A 25,893-nucleotide genomic window follows, 5' to 3' on the forward strand; every position below is an offset into this window, starting at 1 on the left:
CTAGATATGGATAACCTGCCCATAGGCGTCCAGCACCGCTTCGTGCATCGCCTCCGAAATGGTCGGGTGGGGGAAGACGGTCTCCATCAGCTCCGCCTCCGTCGTCTCCATCGTCTTGGCGATGGTGTAGCCCTGGATCATTTCCGTGACCTCGGGCCCGGCCATATGGGCGCCCAGCAATTCCCCCGTCTTCGCGTCGAAGACGGTCTTGATGATGCCCTCCGGCTCGCCCATGGCGATGGCCTTGCCATTGCCGATGAAGGGGAAGCGGCCGACCCGCACTTCATGCCCCTTCTCCTTGGCCGCCGCCTCGGTCAGCCCGACGCTTGCGACCTGCGGTCGGCAATAGGTGCAGCCGGGGATGACGGAGATATCGAGCGGGTGGGGGTTCCGGCCGGCGATCGCCTCGACGCAGATCACCCCCTCATGGCTCGCCTTGTGGGCCAGCCAGGGCGGGCCGGTGAGGTCGCCGATGGCATAGACCCCCTTCTCCCCAGTGCGGCTGTACTCGTCCACCACCACATGGGTGCGGTCCACCTTCACCCCGGTCCCCTCGAGGCCGATATCCTCGACATTGCCGACGATGCCGACCGCCGAGATGACCCGGTCCGCCACGATTTCCTGCACCTTCCCGCCGGCCTCGATGATGGCGGTGACGCTGTCCGCGGCTTTGCGCAGCCCCTGGACCTTGGCGCCGGTCAGCACCTTCATGCCCTGCTTCTGGAAGGATTTCAGGACGAAGGCGCTGATCTCCGCATCCTCCACCGGCAGGATGCGGTCCATCACCTCCACCAGCGTCACCTCGGCGCGCAGGTTCAGGTAGAAGCTGGCGAATTCCGCGCCGATGGCGCCGGAGCCGATGACGATGAGCCGCTTCGGCATCCCGGTCGGCACCATCGCCTCGCGATAGGTCCAGACCAGTTTCCCATCCGGCTCCAGCCCCGGCAGCACCCGGGCGCGGGCGCCGGTGGCGAGGATGATGTGCGGCGCCGTGAGCTCCGCCACCGGCTTGCCGTCCTTGGTCACGGAGAGCTTGCCCCGGCCGGCCAGCTTGCCCTGGCCGTCGAAGACCGTGACCTTGTTCTTCTTCATCAGGAAGCGCACGCCATCCGAAAGCTGCTTGGCCACGGCACGGCTGCGCTTGACGATCTTGCCCAGGTCGAAGCGGATATTGTCCGCGGCGAAGCCATAGGCATCCAAATTGTGCAGGAGGTGGTTGATCTCGGAGCTGCGGAGCAGCGCCTTGGTCGGGATGCAGCCCCAATTCAGGCAGATGCCGCCCAGATGCTCGCGCTCCACCACCGCCGTCTTCATCCCGAGCTGGGCGGCGCGGATGGCCGCCACATAGCCGCCCGGCCCGCCGCCGAGGATGATGACGTCGAATTGCGTGTCGGCCATCTCAGCTCTCCTTGCCCGCCAGCGCGCGGAGCGCGTCGCCGCTGAGCCGTTGCAGGGTCCAGCCCTCCCGCGGGAGGGCGCCGATGGATCGGTAGAAGGCGATGGAGGGCGCGTTCCAGTCCAGCACGTTCCACTCCATGCGAGAGCAGCCCGCCTTCAGCGCCCGCCGCGCCAGATCGGCGAAGATGGCGCGGCCGAAGCCCCGGCCACGCTGGACAGGATCGACGAAGACATCCTCCACATAGAGCTTCGGCGCGCCGTCGAAGGTGGAGACGGAATAGAACCAGAGGGCGAAGCCGCAGGGCTGTCCCTCCCAGCGCGCGATCAGCGCCTCCGCCCGCGCCGGGCTGCCGAAGAGGAGGCGGCGGAAGTCGTCCTCCGTCGCTGTTACCTCATGCAGCAGCTTCTCGTACTCGGCCAGCGCGCGGACGTAATGGAGGACGAGGGGAAGGTCGTCCTCCGTCGCGTCTTCCAGACGCAGGCTCACAGCATCAGGCTCAGCGGATCCTCCACGACGCCCTTCAGCGCCTGCATGAACTCGGCAGCCAGCGCGCCATCGATGACGCGGTGATCGACCGAGAGGGTGCAGGTCATCAGCGTGGCAATGCCGAGCTGGCCATCCTTCACCACCGGCCGCGGCTCGCCTGCCGCCACAGCCAGGATGCCGGCCTGGGGTGGGTTGATGATGGCGCTGAACTCCCGCACGCCATACATGCCCATGTTCGAGATGGAGAAGCCGCCGCCCTGGAACTCCTCCGGCTTCAGCTTGCCGGTGCGGGCGCGGGCCGCCAGATCCTTCATCTCGTTGCTGATCGTGCTCAGCCCCTTCTGGTCTGCCTTGCGGATGATCGGGGTGATGAGGCCGGTCGGCGTCGAGACGGCGACGGAGATGTCGACATCCTGGAACTGCAGGATGGCCTCTTCCGTCCACATCGCATTGACGTTGGGGAAGCGCCGCAGCGTGGCGGCGACCGCCTTGATGACCAGGTCATTCACCGAGAGCTTGAAGGAGGCCGGGCCGTCCTTCGGCGATTTGGCGTTGAGGTCGGCGCGCAACTGCAAAAGCGCGTCGATGTGGAAGTCCATCGTCACATAGAAGTGCGGGATGGTCTGCTTGGACTCCGACAGACGCCGGGCGATGACCTTCCGGATGGTGCTGTTCGGCACCGGGGTATGCGGGGCGGTCACCACGGGGGCAGGCGCCGTAGGCTTCGGCGCCGCCGGGGCAGGCGCGGCCGCTTGTGCAGCGGCGGCGGGCGCCGGGGCGGCAGCAGGCGCCGGGCCCTTGGCCAGCGCTGCCTCGATATCCGCCTTCACCACCCTTCCGTTCGGGCCGCTGCCCGTCACCCGGCCAAGGTCCAGCCCCGCCTGCAGCGCCATCCGCCGCGCCAGCGGCGAGGCGAAGATACGCTCATTCGGCGCATGGCCGTTCGCCGCGGGCTTCTCCGCCGGCGGCAGGGGCTGCGGGTTCAGCGCCGCCTGCTCCGCCTTCGGTACCGGCGCCTCGGCCTGCCGCGTATTTCCGGCGCCGCCGATGCCGGCAGGCTCGGCCTTCGGGGCCGCGGCGGAAGCCGGTGCCGGCTTCGGTGCCGCCTCGGCGCTTTCGCCCGGCTCCACCAGCACCGCGATCGGGTCGTTCACCTTCACCCCGGCCGTGCCATCCGCCACCAGGATCTTGCCAAGGATGCCCTCATCCACGGCTTCCACCTCCATGGTGGCCTTGTCGGTCTCGATCTCGGCGAGCACGTCGCCCGCCTTGACCTGGTCGCCTTCCTTCTTCAGCCAGCGGGCCAGCGTGCCTTCCGTCATGGTGGGCGACAGGGCGGGCATGAGAATGTTCGTAGCCATTGGACGGATCCCCCTGCCCTATTTGTAGGTCACGCGCTTCGCCGCCGCCACGATGTCGGCGACGGTCGGCAGGGCCAGCTTCTCGAGATTGGCGGCATAGGGCATCGGCACATCCTTGCCGGTGACGCGCACCGGCGGCGCGTCCAGCCAGTCGAACGCCGCCTCCATCACCTGCATCGCCACTTCCGTGCCGATATTGGCGTAGGGCCAGCCTTCCTCCACCGTCACCAGGCGGTTGGTCTTCTTCACGCTCTCGGAGATGGTCGCAGCATCGAGTGGGCGGATGGAGCGAAGGTTGATCACCTCCGCCTCGATCCCTTCCTTCGCCAGCTCCTCCGCCGCCTGCATCGCCCAGGTCACGGCAATGGAATAGGCGACGAGGGTCACGTCCTTGCCTTCCCGCTCCACCTTCGCCTTGCCGATGGGCAGGATGAACTCCTCGTCCACCGGACATTCGAAGGTGTGGCCGTAGAGGATCTCGTTCTCCAGCACCACCACCGGGTTGGGATCGCGGATGGCGGCGCGCAGCAGGCCCTTGGCATCCGCCGAGGACCAGGGCGCCAACACCTTGAGCCCCGGCACATGCGCGTACCAGCTCGCATAGCATTGGCTGTGCTGGGCGGCGACGCGCGCCGCCGCGCCGTTCGGCCCGCGGAAGACGATGGAGCAGCCGAGCTGGCCCCCGCTCATGTAGAGCGTCTTCGCCGCCGAATTGACGATCTGGTCGATCGCCTGCATCGAGAAATTGAAGGTCATGAACTCGACGATGGGCTTCAGGCCGGTGAAGGCCGCGCCCACCGCCATGCCGGTGAAGCCGTGCTCGGTGATCGGCGTGTCGATCACCCGCTTCGGGCCGAATTCCTCCAGCAGCCCTTGGCTGATCTTGTAGGCGCCCTGGTACTGGGCAACTTCCTCGCCCATCAGGAACACGTCGGCGTCGCGGCGCATTTCCAACAGCATGGCGTCGCGCAGCGCCTCCCGCACCGTGATCGGCCTGGTCGGGCCCCAATCCTTCTCCGGCGCAGCGGCGGCCTCGCCGGCATGGGCCGCGCCCTCGCCGCGCTGCTGGCCACGCGTGGCGACGGCGGCATGGTCCTCGGCCTGCTTCGCCACCTGCCCCACCTCGGGGCTCGCCGCCGCCGGCGGCGCGGGCTGCTGCGTCACCGGCCCCGCCTGGCCCGGCGCCGCGCCGGTGGAGGCACCGCCGCCGCCGCCATCCAGCTCGGCGATCGGGGCGTTCACCGAGACGCCCTCGGTGCCTTCCGGCACCAGGATCCTCGTCAGCGTGCCCTCATCCACGGCTTCCACTTCCATGGTCGCCTTGTCGGTCTCGATCTCGGCGATCACGTCGCCGGACTTCACCGTGTCCCCTTCCTTCTTCAGCCAGCGCGCCAGCTTCCCCTCGGTCATGGTGGGGGAGAGGGCGGGCATCAGGATCTGCACGCCCATCTCAGCGAGCCTCCTCGATGAGGATATCGGTCCAGAGCTCGGCCTCGTCCGGCTCCGGGCTCGATTGCGAGAAATCGGCGGCGTCCTGCACGATGCCCTTCACCTCGTCGTCGATCGCCTTCAGCTCCGCCTCGGCGGCGCCCTGGTCCAGCAGCAGCTTGCGCGCGGTCTCGATCGGGTCGGACTGCTCGCGCATCTTCTGCACCTCCTCCCGCGTGCGGTACTTGGCGGGGTCGGACATGGAGTGGCCGCGATAGCGGTAGGTCTTCATCTCCAGCAGGTAGGGGCCGTTGCCGGCGCGGCAATGCGCCACGGCGCGCTCCCCGGCCTCCTTCACCGCCACCACATCCATGCCGTTCACCTGTTCCCCGGGGATGCCCCAGGCGGCGCCGTTCTTCGACAGGTCGCGGGAGGCGGAGGCGCGCTCCACGCTGGTGCCCATGCCGTACTTGTTGTTCTCGATGATGTAGATGCAGGGCAGCTTCATCAGCGCCGCCAGGTTGAAGCTCTCATAGACCTGGCCCTGGTTGGAGGCGCCCTCGCCAAAATAGGTCAGGGTGACGTTCTTCGCATCCCGGTAGTGGTTGGCGAAGGCGAGGCCGGTGCCGAGCGACACCTGCGCGCCGACGATGCCATGGCCGCCATAGAAGCCCTTCTCGCGGCTGAACATGTGCATCGAGCCGCCCTTCCCCTTGGAATAGCCGCCGATGCGCCCCGTCAGCTCCGCCATCACGCCGCGGGCTTCCATGCCGGTGGCCAGCATATGGCCGTGGTCGCGGTAGGAGGTGATGACCTGGTCGCCCGGCTCGAGGCACATCTGCATGCCGACGACGACCGCTTCCTGGCCGATATAGAGATGGCAGAAGCCGCCGATGAGGCCCATGCCGTAGAGCTGGCCGGCCTTCTCCTCGAAGCGGCGGATCAGCAGCATGTCCCGGTAGGCCCGGAGGAGCTGGTCGCGGCTCAGGGCCGGTTCCTTGGCCGTTCGCCCGCGCCGCTTGGCGCCCGCGGTTTCCGCTGCCTGGGCCATCAGCACCCTCCCCCGCTCCGTCTCCGATGGCTCCGACTTACGCGGGACATCTGGGTTCTTCAAGCGAGGCAGGTTGCAAATTCGGCATCATCGCGGAGCCGAAAAGCGTGTTTGTGCAATGCAATAGGTCAATTAACTGCATTTAAGTTAATGTCGCGCCGGCACCGCTCCCGTACCTGCCGCAGCCTACTTTCGGCAGAGCGCCCGGTGACGCAATATCAGCGATGGCGTAGCCGCTTCCGGCGCAGCTTTCTTAAGAGCCGGACGCGGGCCGGGTGCCGCTCCGCGCCGGATGGCGACGCTGCCCATCTAGGCGCCGGCCAGTTGCGTGCCGTGCCCGGCCTAGCCGGCACCGCTGCCCTGACCGGCAGGCGCCACGGCTCGACCATGACTTGGCATTCGGGCTCTAAGAACATATAAGGAACTTATCGCGGCAGAAGCCGCGGCACCACGCCGCCGCTGTTGCCCTCGACTCGCGGAGGACGCTAGGTGGCGCGCATGAACGACCTCTTCTCCAAGGGCGGCGCCGCCTCAGGCGCCACCTACACCGCGGCTGACATCGAGGTGCTGGAGGGGCTGGAGCCGGTCCGCCGGCGCCCCGGCATGTATATCGGCGGCACCGACGAGAACGCGCTGCACCACCTGGCGGCCGAGATCCTCGACAACGCCATGGACGAGGCGGTGGCCGGGCATGCCGACCGCATCGAGGTGACGCTGGAGCCGGGAAACTGGCTGACGGTCCGCGACAATGGGCGGGGGATCCCGACCGACCCGCACCCGAAATTCCCCAAGCTGAGCGCGCTGGAGGTGATCTTCACCACCCTCCATTCCGGCGGCAAGTTCAGCGGCAAGGCCTATGACACCTCGGGCGGGTTGCACGGCGTCGGCTCCTCGGTGGTCAACGCCCTCTCGGAACGGCTGGAGGTGGAGGTGGCGCGCGACCGCACCCTCTTCACCCAGGCCTATGCGCGGGGCAAGCCGCTGGGGAAGCTGAAGAATGCCGGGGCGATCCACAATCGCCGCGGCACCACCATCCGCTTCAAGCCGGACCCCGAGATCTTCGGCCGCCAGGAATTCTCCGCCGCCCGGCTCTACCGGCTCTGCCGCTCCAAGGCCTACCTCTATCGCGGCGTCGAGATCCGCTGGGCCTGCGACCCTGCCCTGGCGAAGGAGGAGGTGCCGGCCAGCGCGGTGCTGCACTTCCCCGGTGGGCTGGCGGACTTCCTCGCCACCGCCATCGAGGGCCGCAGCCAGGTGACGTCCACGCCCTATACCGGCGAGGCGGGCTTCGCGGACGGTGCCGGCCGCTGCGAATGGGCGCTGGCCTGGCTGGAGCAGGGCGACGGCTTCCTCTCCACCTATGCCAACACCATCCCGACGCCGCAGGGCGGCACGCATGAGGCCGGGCTGCGCGCCGCCCTGGTGAAGGGGCTGCGCGCCTATGGCGAGCTGAAGAAGGAGAAGCGCGCCGCCAGCGTGACCGCGGAGGACCTGTTCGGCGGCATGGCGGGCATGCTCTCGGTCTTCATCCGGGACCCGCAATTCCAGGGCCAGACCAAGGACAAGTTGACCTCGCCCGAGGCCAGCCGGCTGGTGGAAGCGGCGCTGCGCGACCATTTCGACCATTGGCTGGCCGGCGACCCGCAAACCGCGGACAACCTCCTCGCCTGGGCGATCGAGCGCGCGGAGGAGCGCATCCGCCGGCGGGAGCAGAAGGACACGCCGCGCAAATCCGCGACGCGGAAGCTCCGCCTGCCCGGCAAGCTGGCGGATTGCGCGCGAGAGAGCGCGGAGGGGACGGAGCTCTTTCTGGTCGAGGGCGACAGCGCCGGCGGTTCGGCCAAACAGGCACGCGACCGAGAAACTCAGGCAGTGCTGCCGCTACGAGGAAAAATCCTGAACGTCGCCAGCGCCAGCGCCGACAAGCTGCGGCAGAACCAGGAGCTGAAGGACCTGATCGAGGCGCTGGGCTGCGGCGCCGGGGACCGCTTCGACATCGGCCGGCTGCGCTATGGCCGCGTCGTCATCATGACGGATGCCGATGTGGACGGTGCGCATATCGCCGCCCTGCTGATGACCTTCTTCTACAAGGAGCTGCCGGAGCTGGTGCGGCAGGGCCGCGTCCACCTGGCGCAGCCGCCGCTCTACCGGCTGCAGGCCGGCGGGAAATCCGTCTATGCGATGGATGACCGGGACCGCGAGCGGCTGCTGAAGAAGGAGTTCAAGCCGAACCAGAAGGTGGAGGTCAGCCGCTTCAAGGGCCTGGGCGAGATGCCGCCCGCCTCCCTGAAGGAGACCACCATGGACCCGAAGAAGCGCACCCTGCTGAAGGTGGTGCTGCCGCCGGAGGACCGGGCGCGCACCTCGGAGCTGATGGAGGCGCTGATGGGCCGGCGGCCGGAGCTGCGGTTCAAATTCATCCAGGAGCAGGCGGCGAAGCTGGATACCGAGGATCTGGACGTCTGATCCCGCGGGGTGCCGGGGCTCGCCGCCGGCCGCGCCCGGGCGAGCTTCACCGGTCCAGGCCGGGCCCGCCGGTGGCGGGTCGCTCCGCCAGCTCGATGACCAGGACGCGCAGCTCCTCGCTCATCAGCGCGATGCTCGCCTCCAGCAGGTCCAGCATCGCGTCCCGCACTTCCAGCTCCTGCACCGTGTAGCGGCCGCCGCCGCCGAACAGCAGGTCGATGCGCGCCCGCTCACCGGCCGAGCCGGGCGGACCCAGGCGGTCTCCCGCCCGCCATTCCGCCGCGACCGCCTCCGCGGGCGAGGCGCGATCCGGGTCGCTCGTCCGGCGCCGGGTCAGGAAGCGCCAGACCGTGCGTGGGAACAGCTCCGATTGCGGCGGCCGCTCCCAGACCTCGCGCAGGAGGTTGCGCTCGGTTCGAAGCGGGCCGGAGATCTCGCCAAACAGCAGCGCCGCCGCCACCGAGGCCTCGCCGGTGCCGCCGACGATCCCGGCGATGTCGCCGCCCGCCTGGGAGCCCGCCAGTGAGAGGCCACCGGACAGGGCGGCCGTGGTGGCGCCGACCAGGATGCTGGTCAGGCCCAGCCGCCGGGCCCGGCGGTCCTCCGCGGCCTGCAGCCGCATCCGCAGCTCATCCCCCCGCTCGCCCTCACAGTCGATGACGGCCTGGGTGCTGGATATGTCCAGCATGGCGAGCTGAATGCGGTCCGAGATCGCCAGGCGCAGGCGAAGCAGCCGCAGCTCGGCGCCGGCGCCGCGGCCGCGCGCGGCATCCTGCTCCGCCGCAAGGAGCTGCTCCAGCAGGGGCAGGACGCCGATCACCTCGGCGATGTCGGTGGCGGCGGGCGAGAACCCCCCGGCCTCGAGCTTTCCGGGGGCCGCACGGAGCGGCCCGGAGGATGGCACCGCCTCGGCCGCGTGGCGCGTCCGCGTCAGCGGCACGCAGATCCGCTCGAAGCCGCTCCGGGCTGCCGCCTCCCCCTCCGGGCCCAGGCGCGATGCGCAGCCGGCGAGCAGGGTCAGGGCCAGCGCGGCGGCCCCCAGCCGGGCCGGGGCGCACCCCGGCACGGACCGGGCAGGCCAAGGGGTGGGGCCCGCGGTGGTCTGGCAATCGCAGACAGGCACGCCGGCATCCCCCCGATGTTGAACCAGGCCGGGCCGGCCCGCCATGGCCGAGGTGCCATGCGGCCGGGGCCAGCGCCAGCCTCGCATCCTGCGTGCCTGAACGGGCCCGAACGGCTTTGGCCCCGGCGGGATCAGCAGCCGGCCCCGTCAGACATGCAGGTAGCCTTCCAGCACCTCCGGGCTCGCGGCCAGCGCGGCGCTGCCGCCCTGCCAGACCGTGCGGCCCTTCTCCAGCACCACATGCCGGTCCGCCAGCCGCATCACCGCGGCAAGGTTCTTGTCGATCAGCAGGATCGCCTGGCCTTCCGCCTTCAGCCGCGCCAGCACCGTCCAGATCTCCGCCCGGATCAGCGGCGCCAGCCCTTCCGTCGCCTCGTCCAGGATCAGCAGCGCCGGGTTGGTCATCAGCGCCCGGCCGATCGCCAGCATTTGCTGCTCGCCCCCCGAGAGGTTGGCGCCGGCATGCCGCCGCCGCTCGGCCAGGCGGGGGAAGAGCCGCACCACCTCCGCCAGGGTCCAGCGGCCGGGGCGGGCGGTGGCGGTCAGGTTCTCCTCCACCGTCAGGGTCGGGAAGACCTGCCGCCCCTCCGGGACCAGGCCGAGACCGAGCCGCGCCACCTTGTGCGGCGGCCAGCCAGCCACCTTCTGCCCGGCGAAGGCCACGCGGCCGCCCAGCAGCCGCCCGCCCTGGCTCGGCAGCAGCCCCATCACCGCCCGCACCGTGGTGGTCTTGCCCATGCCGTTGCGGCCGAGCAGCGTCACCACCTCCCCCGCCCCCACGGAGAGCGAGACATCGAACAGCACCTGGCTCTCGCCATAGCCCGCCGCAAGCCGCTCCAGCGCCAGCATCAGGCATCCTCGCCGAGATAGGCGGCGCGCACCGCCGGGTCGGCGCGGATCGCCTCCGGCGCGCCGCTGGCGATGAGGCGGCCATAGACCAGGACGGAGACCGCCTCGGCCAGGGCGAAGACCGCCTGCATGTCATGCTCCACCAGCAGGATGGCGTAGTCGGCTTTCAGCCGGCCGAGGAGGAGGATCAGCCGCTCCGTCTCCTCCGGCCCGGCGCCGGCCAGCGGCTCATCCAGCAGCAGCAGCTTCGGCCGCAGCGCGAGCGCGATGGCGAGCTCGAGCTGGCGCTTCTCGCCATGCGAGAGCGCGCCGGCCTTCACCCCGGCGCGCGGCGCCAGCCCCACCTGCTCCAGCGCCGCCATCGCCGCCGCGTTCAGCCGAGCCTCGCCCGCGGCCGGGCGGAAGAAGCGGAAGGAGGAGCCCGCCCCCGCCTGCACCGCCAGCGCCACATTCTCCAGCGCCGAGAAGCCCGGCAGCACGGCGGTGATCTGGAAGCTGCGCGCCAGCCCCAACCGGGCACGGCGATGCAGCGGCAGATGGGTAACCTCCCGGCCCGCGAAGCGGATCTGCCCGGCATCCGGCCGCAGCGTACCGCTGATCTGGTGGATCAGCGTCGTCTTGCCCGCGCCATTGGGTCCGATGACGGCATGGATGCCGCGCGGCGCCACCGAGAGCGAGACGTCGTCCGTCACGGTCAGCCCGCCGAAGCGCTTGCGCAGCCCCTCCAGCGCCAGGATGGAATCAGCCACGCCCCGCCCCCCGGAGCTGCGCCGGCAGCCCCGCCAGCCCGCCCTTCAGGAACAGCACGGAGAGGATCAGCAGCGGCCCGAAGATCAGCCGCCAATGCGCCGTCCAATGCCCCAGCCACTCCTCCAGCAGCACGATGGCCAGCGCCCCCAGCACCGCCCCATGCGGCGCCCCGAGCCCGCCCAGGATGACCATGAAGAGCAGGTCGCCCGAACGCTGCCAGGCGAGGTAGGAGGGCGCGACGAACTCCGTGGCATTGGCCAGCAGCGCGCCCGCCAGCCCGGCCATGCCGCCGGCGATGACATAGGCCAGCAGCCGATAGGGCGCCGGGTTGAAGCCGAGGGCGGCGACGCGCAGCGCATTCTCCCGCGCCGCCCGCAGCACCCGGCCGAAGCGGGAGGCAAGGATCGCCACCACCAGCCCCCAGCTCGCCGCCAGCAGGCCGAGGCAGAGATAGTGGAAGACCAGCCGGTCCTCCAGCCAGCGCCGGCCGAGGATCTCGGTGCGGCCATAGAGGGTGTAGCCGTCATCCCCGCCATAGACCGAGAGCGAGCCGGCGGTGAAGAAGGCCATCTGGGCGAAGGCCAGGGTGATCATGATGAACTGCACGCCGCTGGTCCGCACCGCGACGGCGCCGGTCAGCAGAGCGAAAAGCGCGCCACCGCCGATCGCCGCCGGCGCCACCCAAAGCGCCTCGGTGATGCGCGCGGCATCCAGCGCCACCACCGCATAGGCGCCGAGGCCGAGCAGCGCGGCATGGCCGAGCGAGACCAGCCCCGCCCCGCCCACCAGCAGATGCAGGCCGAGCGCGGCGATCCCGAGGATCATCGCCCGCGCCAGCAGGGTGAGCACATAGCCCTCCCCGAAGCCGATCCAGGGGGCGGCGCCGAGCAGGGCAAAGAGCAGCAGCGGCAGCGCCGCCTCACGCCAGCGCGCCATGCGCTTCAGCCGGCCCGGGCGGGGAAGAGGCCGCGCGGCCTGAGCGCCAGGACCAGCGCCATGGCCAGATAGACCAGCATGGAGCCGAGCGCCGCCCCCGCCTGCCGCGCCGGTGACGGCGCCAGGACCAGCCGCAGCAGATCCGGCAGCAGCGCCCGGCCGAGCGTCTCCACCAGCCCCACCAGGACGGCGCCAAGGAAGGCGCCGCGCACGCTGCCGATGCCGCCGATGACGATGACGACGAAGGCGGTGATGAGGACCGAATCGCCCATGCCGGGCTCGACCGAAAGGATCGGCGCCGCCATCACCCCGGCAAAGCCCGCCAGCATCGCCCCGCAGCCGAAGACCAGCATGAACAGGCGATGGATATCGACGCCGAGCGCCGCGACCATCGGCGCGTTGGCGGCCCCCGCCCGGACCAGCGCCCCCACCCGGGTCCGCTCCACCAGCAGCCAGAGCAGCGCCGCGGTGCCGAGCCCGGCGGCGAGGATCGCCAGCCGATAGACCGGGTAGTTCAGCCCCGGCATGAGCTGGATGCCGCCGGAAAGCGCCTCCGGCATCGGCACCTGCAGCGGCGCGCTGCCCCAGATGGCGCGTGCCCCCTCGTTCAGCACCAGGATGACGCCGAAGGTGGCCAGCACCTGCGCCAGATGGTCCCGCGCATAGAGGTGGCGGAAGACCAGCCATTCCAGCGCCAGCCCGGCCAGCAGCGTGGCCGGCAGGGCCAGGGCCAGCCCGGCCCAGAAGCTGCCGCTCAGCGCGGCGAAGCTCGCCCCGAGATAGGCGCCCAGCATGTACTGCACGCCATGCGCCAGGTTGATGAAGTCCATCACCCCGAAGACCAGGGTGAGGCCGGCGGCGACGAGAAAGAGCAGCACGCCATATTGCAGCCCGTTCAGCGCCTGGATCAGCAGCAATTGCGTGGTCATGCCCGCCGCCCCGAAGCCTGGCCCGGAGCAGCGGCACGGCAGCGGCCCGGTGCGTCGCCCGACCTGGCCGAGTTGCCGATGCCTCCGGCCGGAGCGGCCGCCGGCATCGGCGCCCCCTGCGCGCGCGGCGGCATCGCCATCCCGCACTCTCCCTCGCTACGGCGGTCCTCGGCCGGCCGATGCGGCCCTCGTTGCGCGGGTTAAACTGGAATGCTCAGCCAAGGGCAAGCGCCATCGCCGCAGCCCGGCGCGCCAGCCCGCTCTCCGGATCGGCCAACGGCTCCAGCACGGTGAAGTGGTTGCGGCCCGGCAGTTCCTCCGCCATGCCGCCCCAGGCGGCGGCAAATTCGCGGTTCTGGCGGCGAAATTCGGCGCTCTCCACCGCGCCCACCACGGCATGCACCGCGCCGCCCGGCGGCGGCAAAAAGCGGGGGGAGAGCGCCCGCGCCTCCTCCGGCGTCAGCCGCAGCGCGGTGGCGATGCTGGTGGGCAGCAGCGGCTCCAGCTCGAAGACGCCGGAGATGGGCAGGGCGGCGGCGACGAGGTCGGCCGGCAGGCCGGGGTCCAGGCTGCGCCATTCGGTGGCCAGCAGCATCGCCGCGAGATGCCCGCCGGCCGAATGCCCGATGGCCAGCAGCCGCCGGCCGCTCCGCCGGTGCAGATAGGCCGAAGCCGCCCGCGCCTGGGTGACGATGACGCGCAGCGGCACCACCGGGCAGAGATCGTAGGAGGGCATGGCGACCGCCACGCCCCGTGCCAGCAGGCCCCGCGCCATATGGCTGAACCAGTGCCGGTCCAGGGATTGCCAGTAGCCGCCATGGAAGAAGAGCGCCATCGGCCAGCCCTCCCCCGGCCCGGGGCGGAAGAGGTCGAGCTTCTCCCGCTCGCCCGGGCCATAGGCCAGGTCCAGCTCCGCCTCCGGCCAGGCCGTGCGGAAGGCGGCCGCCTCGGCCTTCCAGGCGGCGAGGATGACGGGATGCTCCGGGACCCGGGCCCGGTTGTTGTATTCCGCTTCGGCGTCCATGTCTCAGCCCAGGCCGGAGCCGGGCCGAGCGGGGGCGCCCGACGGGGGGAGTTTCCCGTCCGGGCCGCGGCTTGCGGCCGTCCCGGCAGATCGCATCCATGCGGGCCGGGCCGCTTCCTCACGCATCGCAGCGCATTCCTTGTTCCCTTTTTACCCCATCCATGGGATGGAGGCATATGCGCATCTACCTAGCAGGGCCGGAGGTCTTCCTCGCCGATTCGGCCGCCATCGCCGCGGCGAAGCAGGACATCTGCGCCGCCCACGGCCTGTTGGGCGTTTTCCCCACCGACACCCCCACGCCCGCCGCGGATAATGCCCCAGAATGGGTCCGGCTCTACCAGGGGCTGGAAGCGGAGATGCGCGGTTGCGATGCCATCATCGCGAACCTCACCCCGTTCCGCGGTCCCTCGGCCGATCCGGGCACGGTGTTCGAGTTGGGCTTTATGCGCGGCCTCGGCCGGCCGGCCTTCGGCTACACCAATATGGCAGCCCGCTTCGGCGCCCGCACCATGGCGGCGCTGGGCCCGGCCGCCCGCCGCCGCGGCGCCTCCGGCTGGGAGGATGCGGAGGGCATGCTGATCGAGGCCTTCGACCTGCATGACAACCTGATGCTGGAAGGCGGGCTGCAGGCCGCGGGCGGCTTCCTGGCGGTGACGGAGGTGCCGGCGGAGCGCCGCTGGCGGGACTTGACGGGCTTCCTCCGCTGCGTCGAAGCCGTGGCGCGGCTGAAGCGCTAGGGCAGATCGCGTTCAGATGGACGCATCTGAACGCGTGAAGATGCTCGCAAAACAACGGCCTAGAGCATGCTGCGTGAGCGCAAGCGAACGCAGCATGCTCTATGGCAATATCAGGAGCAGTCTATCCCCGACCTGATGGATCATACCGTGATCCATCAGGTCGGAGGCTGCTCTAGACGGGCCGCCCCGGCGGGATCCTGCCCTCTGCCCGCGCATTGCCAGCGGCGCCAAGCCTCGGACCGGTAACGACTCCAGGGCCGCCACGGCGTTGCGCCCGTCGTGGGAAGGTTACCTCTCCTCGGTATCCAGGGCGTAGCCCGCGGAGCGGACCGTGCGGATCACGTCCTCCTCCCCCTCGGCATTGATCGCCTTGCGCAGCCGGCGGATGTGCACGTCCACCGTGCGCGGCTCCACATGAATGTCGCGGCCCCAGACGGCGTCCAGGAGCTGCTCGCGGGAGAAGACGCGGCCCGGATGCTGCAGGAAGAATTCCAGCAGCCGGTACTCGGTCGGCCCCAGATGCAGCGGCCGCCCGTTGCGGGAGACGCGGTGCGCATCCTGGTCCATGGCGATGTCGCGCCAGGCCAGCACCCCCTTGGCGGCGATGCTGCCGGAGCGCCGCAGCAGCGCCCGGATGCGGGCCATCAGCGCGTCCATGACGAAGGGCTTGCCGATATGGTCGTCCGCCCCGGTGTCGAGCGCCCGGACGGCGTCCTGATCCTCCGTCCGCGCCGTCACCATGATGATGGGCAGGTCGCGGGTCGCCGGGCGGCGGCGAAGCTGGCGGCAGACCTCGAGCCCCGACATGGCCGGCAGCATCCAGTCCAGCAGCACCAGATCAGGCTTCGCCTCGGCCACGCGCAGCAGCGCTTCCTGGCCGTCCGCCGCCTCTTCCACCCGGAAGCCCTGCTTCTCCAGGTTGTAGCGCAGCAGGGTCAGCAGCGGGACCTCGTCCTCAACGACCAGGATGGTGGGGCGGGCATGGCCCGGCACCATATCCGGCATGGTCAACCCCCTCTCCTCAACCCGGCGGCCGCACCACGGCGAAGGCCGAGCTGTCGGCCTTCGGGCGCTCCTCCCCCAGGGTCTCGCCGGAGACGGCGTAATAGACCGTCTCGGCGATGTTGGTGGCGTGGTCGCCGATCCGCTCCAGGTTCTTGGCGACGAAAAGCAGATGGGTGGCCGCGGTGATGTTCCGCGGATCCTCCATCATGAAGGTCAGCATCTCGCGGAAGATGCCGTTATAGACCTCGTCCACCGACTGGTCGCTGTTCCAGACCTCGCCGGCCCGGGTGGCGTCGTCATTCACCAGCGCGTCCATTGCGCCCTTCAGGTTCTCCTGCACCAGCTTCGCCATGCGCTGGAAGCCGTTGAGGCTGCCGAGCGGCGGCTGCTGCGCCAGCACCACGCTGCGCTTCGCGGCGTTGCGGGCATAGTCGCCGATCCGCTCGATGGAGTGGATGATCTTCAGCGCCGCGATGATGAGGCGCAGATCCTGGCCGACCGGCTGGCGCAGCGCCAGCAGGCGGATGCAGAAGGCCTCGATCTCCCGCTCCAGCGTGTCGATCGCGCTGTCGCGGCCCATCACCTCGGTCGCCAGCTCGGCGTCGCGGCGGACCAGGGCGCTGGTGGCGTCCGCGACCTGCCGCTCCGCCAGGCCGCCCATGCGGGCGACCATCTCGCGCAGCCGGCGCAGCTCCTCGCCATAGCTGCGGACGGTATGTTCGGGCATCGTTTCCATGCGCGCGCTCCTCCGCCTCAGCCGAACCGGCCGGTGATGTATTCCTGGGTCTTCGGGTGCTTCGGCGCAGTGAAGAGCTGCCCCGCCGGCGCCACCTCGATCAGCTCACCCAGGTAGAAGAAGGCCACCTGGTCGGCGCAGCGCGCCGCCTGCTGCATGTTGTGCGTCACGATGGCGATGGTGAAGTCCCGCTTCAGCTCGTCGATCAGCTCCTCGATCTTGAGGGTGCTGATCGGGTCGAGCGCCGAGGTCGGCTCGTCGAACAGGATCACCTCCGGCCGCACCGCGATGGTGCGGGCGATGCAGAGGCGCTGCTGCTGGCCGCCCGAAAGCCCCATGGCGGAGGCGTTGAGCCGGTCCTTCACCTCGCCCCAGATGGCGGCGCGGGTCAGCGCCCACTCGATCCGCTCATCGAGCTGCGCCTTGGACAGCTTCTCGTGCAGTTTAATGCCGAAGGCGATGTTGTCGTAGATCGACATCGGGAAGGGCGTCGGCTTCTGGAACACCATGCCGATCTTGGCGCGCAGCGCGTTCATGTCGACGCCGTCGGCGATGATGTTCTCGCCGTCCAGCAGTACCTCGCCCTCCGCCCGCTGGCCGGGATAGAGGCTGTACATGCGGTTCAGCACGCGCAGCAGGGTGGACTTGCCGCAGCCGGACGGGCCGATCATGCCCGTCACCTGCTTCTCCGGCAGCAGGAAGTTGATGCCCTTCAGCGCCTTGTTCTCGCCGTAGAAGAAGTCAAGGTTGCGTACGGTGACCCGCGCCGTCTCGTTCAGGGCCGCGGCGGAGCGGGCCTGCATGCCGCCGAAGGAGGCGTTCTGGGCGGCGCTGTCGGTGGTCTGGGCTTCGCTCGGGGGTGTCATGGAATGGCGGCTCCTCTTCTCACTTGCCGCGGCCGAGGACGGAGCGGGCGAGGATGTTCAGCAGCAGGACGGCGAGGGTGATCAGCAGCGCCCCGGCCCAGGCCAGCTCGATCCAGTCCTGGAAGGGCGAGCCGGCATAGGAATAGATGGTGATGGGCAGGCTCGGCAGCGGGCCGTTCAGATTGGTGGACCAGGCATTGTTGCCGAGGCTGGTGAAGAGCAGCGGCGCGGTCTCGCCGGCGATCCGGGCGATGCCGAGCAGGATGCCGGTGATGATGCCGGACGTCGCGGCGCGCCAGCAGATCAGCACGATCATCTTCCATTTCGGCGCGCCGAGCCCGATCACCGCCTCCCGCAGCGTGTTCGGGATCAGCGTCAGCATGTCCTCCGTCGTGCGGACCACGATCGGGATGATGATGATGGTGAGTGCCGCGACGCCCGCCCAGCCGGAGAAGCCGCCGAAGGGCAGCACCAGGAGCTGGTAGACGAAGAGACCGATCAGGATGGAGGGCGCCGAGAGCAGGATGTCCGAGACGAAGCGGACGAGGTTCCCGAAGGCGGAACCCTTGGCGTACTCGGCGAGGAAGGTGCCGACCAGCATGCCGATGGGCGTACCGATGGCGGTGGCCAGCGCCACCTGGATCAGGCTGCCGACGATGGCGTTCAGCAGCCCGCCCTCGGATCCCGGCGGCTTCGTCACCTCGGTGAAGACCGAGAGGTTCATCGCCCCGAAGCCCTTGTAGAAGAGCGTCAGGAGGATGGAGGCGAGGAAGACCAGCCCGATCAGCGTGGCGGCGTAGGAAAGCAGGCGGACCAGCCGGTCCGCGGCCTTCCGCCGCCGGCCGAGAGCGGCGGCGACCGCCTGGTCCTTCACCGGGCCCAACGCCGGCGGCATGGTGGTGGCGCTCATGGGGTCAGCCCTTCAGCCGCGGGCGCAGGAGGAAGCGCGAGATGGCGAGCACGATGAAGGAGAGCACGAAGAGAATGAAGCCGAGGGCAAGCAGTGCCGAGAGCTTCAGGCTGCCCATCTCGCTCTCGCCGAATTCCAGCGCGACGACCGAAGCGATGGTGTTGCCGGGGCCGAACAGGCTGGCGGAGATGCGGTTGGCGTTGCCGATGACGAAGGTGACCGCCATCGTCTCCCCCAGCGCCCGGCCGAGGCCGAGCATGATGCCGCCGACAACCGAGATGCGGGTATAGGGCAGCACCACGCTCCGCATCACCTCCCAGGTGGTGCAGCCGAGGCCGTAGGCGCTTTCCTTGTACACCGGCGGCACCTGCTGGAAGACGTCCCGCATGGTGGCGGCGATGAAGGGCAGGATCATGATCGCCAGGATGAGGGCGGCGGTGAAGATGCCGGTGCCGAAGGGCGGGCCCTGGAACAGCTCCCCGATCAGCGGCAGCTCGCCGATCGTGTCGATCACCGCCGGCTGGATGTACTGCCCCATGATCGGTGCGATCAGGAAGAAGCCCCACATGCCGTAGATGATGGAGGGCACGGCGGCCAGCAGCTCCACCGCCGTGCCCACCGGCCGGCGCAGCCAGGGAGGGGAGAGCTCCGTCAGGTAGAAGGCGACGCCGAAGGCGACCGGCACGGCGAGCAGGATGGCGAGCACCGCGGTGACGATCGTGCCGTAGATGGAGACGCCGGCGCCGAAGACCTCCGTCACCGGGTCCCATTCGGTGGACCAGATGAAGGGGATGCCGAAGGCACGGAAGGCCGGCAGGCCGCCGATGAACAGCTCGATGATGATGCCGCCGAGCAGCAGCAGCACGAAGCCGCCCGCGGCATGGCAGGCGGCGGAGAACAGCGTGTCGCCGAAGCTGCCGGGCGAGGCGGCCCGCTGCGGCTTGGCGCCCATCGGTGTGCCGAGGGGAAGGGTGGCGGCCTGCTGCAAGCGCGTGCTCCGCGGCGGAGGGAGGAGGAGGGCGCCGGCCCCGGCTGCCGCGAGGGCACCCGGGGCCGGCGGGGATCACATGGTCCAGACCGGCTGGCCGTTGGCCTTCACTTCCGCCTTCCAGGCGGCGCGGACCATGTCGTGCACCGTGCTGGGCAGCGGGATGTATTCCAGTTCCTGCGCCATCTGGCTGCCGTTCCGGAAGGCCCAGTCGAAGAACTTCATGACGTTCAGGCTGCGCGTCGCATCCGTCGGGTTCTTCGGCAGCAGGATGAAGGTCGGGGAGACGATCGGCCAGGCGGCCTCGCCCTGCTGGTCGATCAGGTTCGCCGCCATGCCGGGGACGTTCCAGTTGGCGCTGCTCGCCGCGGCGAGGAAGGCCGCCTGGGTCGGGGCGACGAAGCGGCCCGCCTTGTTGCGGAGCTGGGCGGTGACCAGCTTGTTCGTGGTGGCGTAGGCGTTCTCGACATAGCCGATGGCGCCGCGGATGTTCTTCACCGTGCCGGCCACGCCTTCATTGCCGCGGGCGCCGGTGCCGGCGGGGAAGCGGACGGAGGTGCCGACCCCGACCTTCTGCTTCCACTCCGAGGAAACGGTAGCGAGGTAGGAGACCCAGACGAAGGTGGTGCCGGAGCCATCCGCCCGATAGGCCGGGGCGATGGCGAGGTTGGGCAGGTTCAGCTCGCGGTTCAGCTCGACCAGCCGGGCGTCGTTCCATTTGGTGATCTTGCCCAGGTAGATGTCGGCCAGCAGCTCCCCGGTCAGCTTCAGCTTGTCGGCTTCGACGCCCGGGATGTTCACGATGGGCACGACGGAGCCCATGACGGAGGGGAATTGCAGCAGATTCGCCTCCGTAAGCTGCTGCTCGGTGAGCGGGGCGTCGGAGGCGCCGAAATCCACGGTGCGATTGCGGATCTGGTTGATGCCGGCGCCCGAGCCGACCGACTGATAGTTCAGCGCGATGCCGGCGGCGCCGCGGGCGGCTTCCGCCCATTTCTGGTAGACCGGGTTCGGAAAGCTGGCGCCGGCGCCGGTGATCTGGGCCTGCTGCGCAAGGCCGGGACGCGGCAGCAAGGGGGCCGTCAGGGTGAGGCCGGAGGCAGCGAGCCCCAGATGGCCAAGAAGGGTGCGACGATTCACGCGTCTCTCCACGGTCGTGGTGGCCGGGCGGCGAGTTACTGCCCAGCGGTGGGTGGCGCCTGACTAGGCGCGGCATGCGACGGTAGAGTTGCAATTCGATGAAGCTTCGATGACAGCATTCCGGACGAGTGGCGCTATTCATCCGTAGCTTCGCGGCAAGTCATTCCGCCGCCGCGGGAAACCAGGCCGGCCGGCGCTTTTCCCGGAACGCCGCCAGCCCTTCCCTGCCCTCCGCCGAGGCGCGCTGCACCCAGCCCTCATGCGCCAGCAGCGCCATCTCCCGCTCGCTGAGCATCAGCCCGGCGGCGCCGAGCATGCTGGTCTTGGTGGCGGCAACGGCGCCGGGGGCGGAGAGCAGGATGGCGGTCAGGATCTCCTCCAGCCGGGCCTCGATCGCCTCCTCCTCCAGCACCTCATGCACCAGGCCGATGCGCAGCGCCTCCTCCGGCCCGAAGCGCTCGCCGGTGGCGGCGTAGCGGCGGGCATGGCGCAGCCCCATGGCATGGACCATATGGGTGGAGATCGGGGTGGGGGCGACGCCCACCCGCACCTCCGTCAGGCCGAACACGGCCTGCGGCGTGGCCAGGGCGACATCGACGCAGCAGGCAAGGCCGGCCCCGCCGCCGAAGCAGGCGCCCTGGATGACGGCCAGGGTCGGCTTCGGGAATTCGTTCAGCAACTGCATGGCACGGGTGGTGGCGAGGGAGGCCTGGTAGGCCTCCTCGGGCGGGTAGCCCGCCACCTCAGACAGCCAGTGGATGTCCGCCCCGGCGGCGAAATGCTTGCCCGCCCCGCGCAGCACCAGGGCCCGCACCCCGGAATCATCCTTCAGATGGCCGAGGGCGGTGATCAGCGCCTGGAGCAGGTCGGCATTATAGGCATTGCCGCGCTCCGGCCGGTTCAGCAGGGCGGTGGCGATGCCGCGGGAATCCCGCGTCAGCAGGATGGGGGCGGGGTTGGTCATGCGGCGTTTCCTTCTGCCGGCGAGTCCCCCGTGAGTAGCAGGGATCGGCCGACCCGGCGACGCGACCCGGGCGGAGCGCGGCCTCATGCCGATCCGGGCGGGACCGGGGAGCGAAGCTCGACCGGTCCCGCCCTACACCATCGGCGGCCCGACCAGCGGGGGGCTGAACAGGCTGGAGAGCCCTCCCTCTGCGCCCGGATCGCCGGGCGACGCGGCAACCTCGCCGAATTCCATTGTGCCAAAGCACAGGATGCGCGGTGACGCGGGGCACCGACCGGATCGCCAGGGCATTGACAGCCAGGCCGACCGGAGCCGAGCCTTCCTCCTTCGGAGGAGGCCCAGCATGTACGCCACCCGCCCCACCCTCTACGGCACCCGCCATGCCGTCTCCGCCGGCCATTACCTGGCCGCCAGCGCCGGCTTCGCCGTGCTGGAGGCGGGGGGCAACGCCATCGATGCCGGCTGCGCCGCCGGCATCGCCCTCGGCGTGCTGTTGCCGGACCTGGTCAATGTCGCCGGCGTCGCGCCCATCCTGATCCGGAAGGCAGATGGCACGGTGGAGACCATCGCCGGCCTCGGCACCTGGCCGAAATCCATCCCCGCCGACCTGTTCATGCGGGAGCATGGCGGGAAGATCCCGAACGGGGTGCTGCGCACCGTCGTGCCGGCAGCGCCGGATGCCTGGATCACCGCTCTGGAGCGCCATGGCACCATGGGCTTCGGCGACGTGGCGCAATATGCGCTGCGGCATGCGCGGGACGGCTACGCCGTCTACCCGCTGCTCGCCGACAACATCCGCGACCATGAGGCGGAATACGCCAGCTACCCGGGCAATGCCGCCATCTTCCTGCCGGGCGGCCGCCGGCCGCAGCTGGGCGAGAAATTCGTCCAGTCCGATCTCGCCCGCACCCTGCAATACATGGTCGATGAGGAGAAGAAGGCCGCCGGCAAGGGGCGGCTCGCCGGCCTCGCCGCCGCCCATGCCGCCTTCTACCGCGGCGACATCGCGCGGGAGATCGCCGCCTTCATGCAGCGCGAGGGCGGCTACCTCTCCATGGAGGACCTCGCCAGCTACCGCTCCCGCATCGAGCCCGCGGTGCGGCGGATGTGGCGCGGGCATGAGGTGCTGACCTGCGGCCCCTGGTGCCAGGGGCCCGCTTTGCTGGAAGCCCTGCTGCTGATGGAGAAGGGTGGCATCGGCACCATGGGCCACAACAGCGCCGATTACATCCACCTCTTCACCGAGAGCATCAAGGCGGCGATGGCCGACCGGGAATACCATTTCGGCGACCCGGCCTTCCTCGACGTCCCGCTCGACCGGCTGCTGGCGGAGGACCACCTCTCGGCCCGGCTGGCGGAGATCGACCCGAAGCGCGCCCTGCCGGGGATGCCGGGCAAGATCCTCGGCAGCAACCACCCGCCCGCGTCGCCCGAGGCCTCGCCCCGCTCGGCGCCGATGGTAGAGGCGGATACCTCCTATTGCTGCGTCGTCGATCGCTGGGGGAACGCCTTCAGCGCGACGCCCTCGGACGGCTCCTGGAACTCGCCGGTCGTCCCCGGGCTCGGCATCATCCCCTCCAACCGCGGCAGCCAGAGCCGGCCGGACCCCACCCACCCCTGCGGCGTCGCCCCCGGCAAGCGGCCGCGCCTCACCCCGAACCCGGCGATGATCGTGACCGCGGAGGGCGGGGTGATGCCCTTCGGCACGCCGGGCGGGGATGTGCAGATCCAGGCCATGCTGCAGGTGGTGCTGAACATCTTCCAGCACGGCATGGAGGTGCAGGACGCCATCGAGGCGCCGCGCTTCGCCAGCTACTCCTTCCCCTCCAGCTTCGCGCCCTTCGACTTCTTCCCCGGCAGGCTGGCGGTGGAGAGCCGGGTGCCGCAGGCGGTGCGGGACGATCTGGCCGGGCGGGGCCACGACATCAAGGACTGGCCGGAGAAGACCTGGCTGGCGGGCACGGTGGAGGTGGTGAAAACCGATCCCGCGACCGGGTTGCTGGCGGCAGGCGCGGACCCGAGGCGACCGGCCTACGCGATCGCGGCGTAGGGCCGGGGCTCCGCCCCGGGCCCTGGCAGCGGGCGCTGCCCTCTGCACTCCCGCCGGGGACCGAACCGGTCCCCGGACCCCGGTGGGAGTCTGCGAATTTGACCGCTTCGGGGAGGCTGAGCTCCGGCTCGGAGTACTGGCGCGGGAGCACGAAGGGGCTAGAGCGCCGTGAGACCGGGGTTGGCCGTATGCACGCCTAGGTGGAGGCGCCCAGTGCCCACGGTGGACCAGGGGCCAATGGCTACGGAGCGATGAGCGGGCGAATGTCCCGGTGCAGTCCCGCACTCGGACGAGGCGTTGTGACGGCCTCTGAACTGCGCTGCTCGTAGCCAGGCCTTCACATCCGGATCGCAACCGCGGCCCACGGTTTCAGCCTGCTGGTCGAGATCACCCCGACCGTCTGACGCAGCGGCATCGCTTAGGCTTCTAGAGCGACCGGAGCGAGGTCCGCAGGTCGCCCGGTCGCTGCGCCTTCTGCTGGACCGCTACCCGGTGCAGCCCAGCCACCCGGCTCAAGCGCCAAGTGCCAAACTCAGACCGGGGTCCGGGGCCAGGTCCTGGCCCCGGCGGGGTGCAGGGGCAGAGCCCCTGCCGCGGGGTTCAGGGAGTGGAGCCCCCTGCATAAGCCGCCCGCATCGCCGCCAGGTCCAGCTTCACCATCCCCGCCATCGCCTGCATCGCCCGTGCCCGGCCGGCCGGGTCGCCTTCCCACAGCAGCTCCCGGACCCCGTCCGGCACCACCTGCCAGGTCACGCCGAAGCGGTCGGTCAGCCAGCCGCACTGCATGGGTTTGCCGCCCGCCAGCAGCCGGTCCCAGACCAGATCCACCTCCGCCTGGTCCCGGCAGAGCAGCATCAGCGAGACGGCCGGGGTGAAGCCGAATTCCGGCCGGCCATTGAGGGCGATCACCTCCGTGCCCTCGATCTTGAAGGTCAATGCCAGCACCCCGCCTTCCGGCCCCGGCCCGGCGGCGCTGGCACGCATCACCTGACCCGGCTTCGCGCCGGGGAAGACCGAGAGGTAGAACGCCACCGCCTCCTCCGCCTTGTTCCCGTCGAACCAGAGGCTTGGCGTGATCCTCTGCAACTTCGCCATGGCGCTTACTCCTGCAGGCTGTGGGCAGTGGCTTCGAGCTGTTCGGCCACCTTGCCCCAGCCCTCATGGAAGCCCATGGTCTCGTGCCGCTGCCGGTCCTCGACGGACCAATGCCCGCAGCGGGCGATGTAGCGGGTGCCGGCGCCGGCATCCTCGAAGGTCACCGTCGCCACCATGAAGGGCTTGGCGGAGGGCTTCCAGGCGGCGGTGAAGGCATCGGTGAAGACCAGGCGTTCGCCCGGCACGACCTCGAGGTAGAGCCCTTCCATCGGCCCGCCCTCCCCGTTCGGCCCGCGCATCGTGATCCGGCTGCGGCCGCCGGTGCGGACCTCCATCTCCGCCTCCGTCACCTGCCAGGGCGCCGGGCAGAACCAGCGCTTCAGCAGCGCCGGCTCGGTCCAGCAGCGCCAAAGCAGGGCGCGCGGCGCCGCCAGGATGCGGCCGAGCACCAGCTCGCGCTCCTCCTCGGGGGTGATGTCGATGATGGTGGTCATTCCGGGACGTCCCTTTTCTTTGTGGTGAACAGCAGTTCGAGGTAGCGCCGCAGATGGTCCAGGCTCTCCTCCGCCATCGCCACCTCGCCGGTGGCCTTGGCCAGGATGAAGGCGCCCTGGATCACCGCCTGGATGTGGCGCGAGAGGCCCGCCGGGCTGAACCGCCCGGCCAGGCCGCGCGCCTGCATCGCAGCTTCGATATCCGCGTCGAGGGTCGCGGCATGGCCGCAGATCGCCGCCTCGCAGGCGGCGCGCAGGGCGGGGCTGGTGGCATAGGCTTCCTGCACCACCGTGCCGGCGAAGCAGGTGATCTCGGCCAGCTCCCCCCGCAGCCAGTCCCGCCGCAGCGCGACATAGCCCAGCACCCGCGCCGCCGGGTCGGGCAGCGCGCGGTAGGGCGCGGCGGCGCAGAGCGTGTCGGCGGCCGCGGCGAAGCGGCCCGCGGCGGCGATGGCCAGCGCCTCCTTGCTCGGGAAATGGTGGAAGAAGGCGCCCTTGGTGACGCCCGCCTCGCGGCAGATCTCGTCCACCGAACTCGCCGCATAGCCCTGGCTGCGGACCACGTGGATCGCGGCGTCCAGCAGCTTGTCCCGGGCGGTGGCGGCGTGCGGGGCCATGGGTACTCCTCCTTTGCGAGATAAGCGTACCGACCGGTTGGTATGGTTGTAAAGCGGATTCCGTCGGTTGGAGGATTCATCCGGCTCCGTCATGGTGTGCCCAAACGCCAGCCGGAGGACTTCCATGCCCAGCCGCCGCGCCGCCCTGGCCGCCGCCCTCGCCACCCTCGCCGCCCCGGCCCTGGCGCAGCCCTGGTCGCCGGACCGACCGCTGCGAGTCATCGTGCCCTTCGCCCCGGGCGGCACCACGGACGTCGTCGCCCGGGTCTTCGCCGAGGCCGCAGCAGGACCGCTCGGCCAGCCACTGGTGGTGGAGAACCGGCCGGGCGGCGCGGCCGGGCTGGTGGGTATGGACCTCGTCGCCAAGGCGCCGCCGGATGGCCACACCATCCTGGTCCACAGCAATGCCCATGTGGTGGTGCCGGCGCTGGTGGCGCGGCTGCCCTTCGACCCGGTGGGGGATTTCGCCCCCATCGCCCATCTCGGGCG

25 protein-coding genes are annotated in these 25,893 nt (G+C 70.2%); 4 read left to right on the forward strand and 21 right to left on the reverse strand.

Annotated elements, in window-relative coordinates:
• Genes lpdA through pdhA form a run of 5 tightly spaced genes read right to left on the reverse strand, consistent with a single transcriptional unit; the run spans position 1 to position 5,725 of the window.
• Positions 1–1,398 carry a dihydrolipoyl dehydrogenase gene (gene lpdA, locus NJ376_RS05045; RefSeq protein WP_252952139.1) on the reverse strand — a complete coding sequence of 466 codons (1,398 nt, stop codon included), beginning with the start codon at positions 1,396–1,398 and terminating at the stop codon, positions 1–3.
• 1 nt (position 1,399) lies between these two features.
• Entirely contained in the window at positions 1,400–1,885 is a 486-nt protein-coding gene (locus NJ376_RS05050) for a GNAT family N-acetyltransferase (RefSeq protein ID WP_252952140.1), read from the reverse strand.
• Positions 1,882–3,246 (reverse strand): pyruvate dehydrogenase complex dihydrolipoamide acetyltransferase, encoded by a 1,365-nt coding sequence (locus tag NJ376_RS05055; RefSeq protein WP_252952141.1) that lies wholly within the window; start codon positions 3,244–3,246, stop codon positions 1,882–1,884. The genes NJ376_RS05050 and NJ376_RS05055 overlap by 4 nt, the downstream gene beginning before the upstream one ends.
• Before the next feature lie 18 nt (positions 3,247–3,264).
• The gene (locus NJ376_RS05060; protein WP_252952142.1) at positions 3,265–4,695 is read right to left on the reverse strand and encodes a pyruvate dehydrogenase complex E1 component subunit beta; all 1,431 of its coding nucleotides are present in this window, start codon (positions 4,693–4,695) and stop codon (positions 3,265–3,267) included.
• Between the two features lies 1 nt (position 4,696).
• Entirely contained in the window at positions 4,697–5,725 is a 1,029-nt protein-coding gene (pdhA, locus tag NJ376_RS05065) for a pyruvate dehydrogenase (acetyl-transferring) E1 component subunit alpha (RefSeq protein WP_252952143.1), read from the reverse strand.
• A 498-nt stretch (positions 5,726–6,223) separates the two neighbouring features.
• On the opposite strand from pdhA, the gene parE reads away from it, so the two are divergent.
• Positions 6,224–8,191, forward strand: coding sequence for a DNA topoisomerase IV subunit B (parE, locus tag NJ376_RS05070; RefSeq protein WP_252952144.1), 1,968 nt, complete (start codon positions 6,224–6,226; stop codon positions 8,189–8,191).
• A gap of 46 nt (positions 8,192–8,237) precedes the next feature.
• Here the strand turns inward: parE and NJ376_RS05075 are convergent, their stop codons facing one another.
• The 6 genes from NJ376_RS05075 to NJ376_RS05100 all read right to left on the reverse strand — a co-directional run bounded on the left by NJ376_RS05075 (position 8,238) and on the right by NJ376_RS05100 (position 13,802).
• Positions 8,238–9,314 carry a hypothetical protein gene (locus NJ376_RS05075; RefSeq protein ID WP_252952145.1) on the reverse strand — a complete coding sequence of 359 codons (1,077 nt, stop codon included), beginning with the start codon at positions 9,312–9,314 and terminating at the stop codon, positions 8,238–8,240.
• 147 nt (positions 9,315–9,461) lie between these two features.
• The gene (locus NJ376_RS05080) at positions 9,462–10,163 is read right to left on the reverse strand and encodes an ABC transporter ATP-binding protein (protein WP_252952146.1); all 702 of its coding nucleotides are present in this window, start codon (positions 10,161–10,163) and stop codon (positions 9,462–9,464) included.
• A complete protein-coding gene (locus NJ376_RS05085) occupies positions 10,163–10,912 on the reverse strand; it encodes an ABC transporter ATP-binding protein (protein WP_252952147.1) in 750 nt (249 codons plus the stop codon). Before NJ376_RS05085 ends, NJ376_RS05080 begins: the two co-directional genes overlap by 1 nt.
• Positions 10,905–11,849 (reverse strand): branched-chain amino acid ABC transporter permease, encoded by a 945-nt coding sequence (locus NJ376_RS05090; protein WP_252952148.1) that lies wholly within the window; start codon positions 11,847–11,849, stop codon positions 10,905–10,907. The genes NJ376_RS05085 and NJ376_RS05090 overlap by 8 nt, the downstream gene beginning before the upstream one ends.
• 5 nt (positions 11,850–11,854) lie before the next feature.
• Positions 11,855–12,778: a branched-chain amino acid ABC transporter permease gene (locus NJ376_RS05095; RefSeq protein ID WP_252952149.1), complete on the reverse strand. Its 924-nt coding sequence runs from the start codon at positions 12,776–12,778 to the stop codon at positions 11,855–11,857.
• A gap of 214 nt (positions 12,779–12,992) precedes the next feature.
• On the reverse strand, positions 12,993–13,802 hold the full coding sequence (locus NJ376_RS05100; RefSeq protein ID WP_252952150.1) for an alpha/beta hydrolase: 810 nt from the start codon (positions 13,800–13,802) through the stop codon (positions 12,993–12,995).
• A gap of 176 nt (positions 13,803–13,978) precedes the next feature.
• Between NJ376_RS05100 and NJ376_RS05105 the strand changes: the two genes are divergently transcribed.
• On the forward strand, positions 13,979–14,539 hold the full coding sequence (locus tag NJ376_RS05105; RefSeq protein ID WP_252952151.1) for a nucleoside 2-deoxyribosyltransferase: 561 nt from the start codon (positions 13,979–13,981) through the stop codon (positions 14,537–14,539).
• A 288-nt stretch (positions 14,540–14,827) separates the two neighbouring features.
• Here the strand turns inward: NJ376_RS05105 and phoB are convergent, their stop codons facing one another.
• The 7 genes from phoB to NJ376_RS05140 form a co-directional block, all read right to left on the reverse strand.
• Positions 14,828–15,544 carry a phosphate regulon transcriptional regulator PhoB gene (gene phoB, locus NJ376_RS05110; RefSeq protein WP_252952162.1) on the reverse strand — a complete coding sequence of 239 codons (717 nt, stop codon included), beginning with the start codon at positions 15,542–15,544 and terminating at the stop codon, positions 14,828–14,830.
• Positions 15,545–15,560: 16 nt separating this feature from the next.
• Positions 15,561–16,280, reverse strand: a complete 720-nt coding sequence (gene phoU, locus NJ376_RS05115) for a phosphate signaling complex protein PhoU (RefSeq protein WP_252952152.1) — start codon at positions 16,278–16,280, stop codon at positions 15,561–15,563.
• Between the two features lie 17 nt (positions 16,281–16,297).
• Positions 16,298–17,083, reverse strand: a complete 786-nt coding sequence (pstB, locus tag NJ376_RS05120) for a phosphate ABC transporter ATP-binding protein PstB (protein ID WP_252952163.1) — start codon at positions 17,081–17,083, stop codon at positions 16,298–16,300.
• Positions 17,084–17,165: 82 nt separating this feature from the next.
• Positions 17,166–18,056 carry a phosphate ABC transporter permease PstA gene (gene pstA / locus NJ376_RS05125; RefSeq protein WP_252952153.1) on the reverse strand — a complete coding sequence of 297 codons (891 nt, stop codon included), beginning with the start codon at positions 18,054–18,056 and terminating at the stop codon, positions 17,166–17,168.
• Positions 18,057–18,060: 4 nt separating this feature from the next.
• Positions 18,061–19,044, reverse strand: a complete 984-nt coding sequence (pstC, locus tag NJ376_RS05130; RefSeq protein WP_370287926.1) for a phosphate ABC transporter permease subunit PstC — start codon at positions 19,042–19,044, stop codon at positions 18,061–18,063.
• A gap of 75 nt (positions 19,045–19,119) precedes the next feature.
• Positions 19,120–20,184, reverse strand: coding sequence for a phosphate ABC transporter substrate-binding protein PstS (gene pstS, locus NJ376_RS05135; RefSeq protein WP_252952154.1), 1,065 nt, complete (start codon positions 20,182–20,184; stop codon positions 19,120–19,122).
• A gap of 160 nt (positions 20,185–20,344) precedes the next feature.
• Positions 20,345–21,148, reverse strand: a complete 804-nt coding sequence (locus NJ376_RS05140) for an enoyl-CoA hydratase-related protein (RefSeq protein WP_252952155.1) — start codon at positions 21,146–21,148, stop codon at positions 20,345–20,347.
• A gap of 343 nt (positions 21,149–21,491) precedes the next feature.
• On the opposite strand from NJ376_RS05140, the gene NJ376_RS05145 reads away from it, so the two are divergent.
• Complete coding sequence (locus NJ376_RS05145) at positions 21,492–23,198, forward strand: gamma-glutamyltransferase family protein (RefSeq protein WP_252952156.1); 1,707 nt, start codon at positions 21,492–21,494, stop codon at positions 23,196–23,198.
• A gap of 600 nt (positions 23,199–23,798) precedes the next feature.
• On the opposite strand, the gene NJ376_RS05150 is transcribed toward NJ376_RS05145, so the two are convergent.
• Genes NJ376_RS05150 through NJ376_RS05160 form a run of 3 tightly spaced genes read right to left on the reverse strand, consistent with a single transcriptional unit; the run spans position 23,799 to position 25,404 of the window.
• Positions 23,799–24,293, reverse strand: coding sequence for a VOC family protein (locus NJ376_RS05150; protein WP_252952157.1), 495 nt, complete (start codon positions 24,291–24,293; stop codon positions 23,799–23,801).
• A 5-nt stretch (positions 24,294–24,298) separates the two neighbouring features.
• Entirely contained in the window at positions 24,299–24,787 is a 489-nt protein-coding gene (locus NJ376_RS05155) for an SRPBCC family protein (RefSeq protein ID WP_252952158.1), read from the reverse strand.
• A complete protein-coding gene (locus NJ376_RS05160) occupies positions 24,784–25,404 on the reverse strand; it encodes a TetR/AcrR family transcriptional regulator (protein WP_252952159.1) in 621 nt (206 codons plus the stop codon). The genes NJ376_RS05155 and NJ376_RS05160 overlap by 4 nt, the downstream gene beginning before the upstream one ends.
• A gap of 124 nt (positions 25,405–25,528) precedes the next feature.
• On the opposite strand from NJ376_RS05160, the gene NJ376_RS05165 reads away from it, so the two are divergent.
• Positions 25,529–25,893, forward strand: a 365-nt coding sequence (locus tag NJ376_RS05165) for a tripartite tricarboxylate transporter substrate-binding protein (protein ID WP_252952160.1), incomplete at its 3' end; no start/stop codon positions are given.

This window comes from Siccirubricoccus soli (assembly GCF_024178315.1).
GTDB classification, from domain to species: domain Bacteria; phylum Pseudomonadota; class Alphaproteobacteria; order Acetobacterales; family Acetobacteraceae; genus Siccirubricoccus; species Siccirubricoccus soli.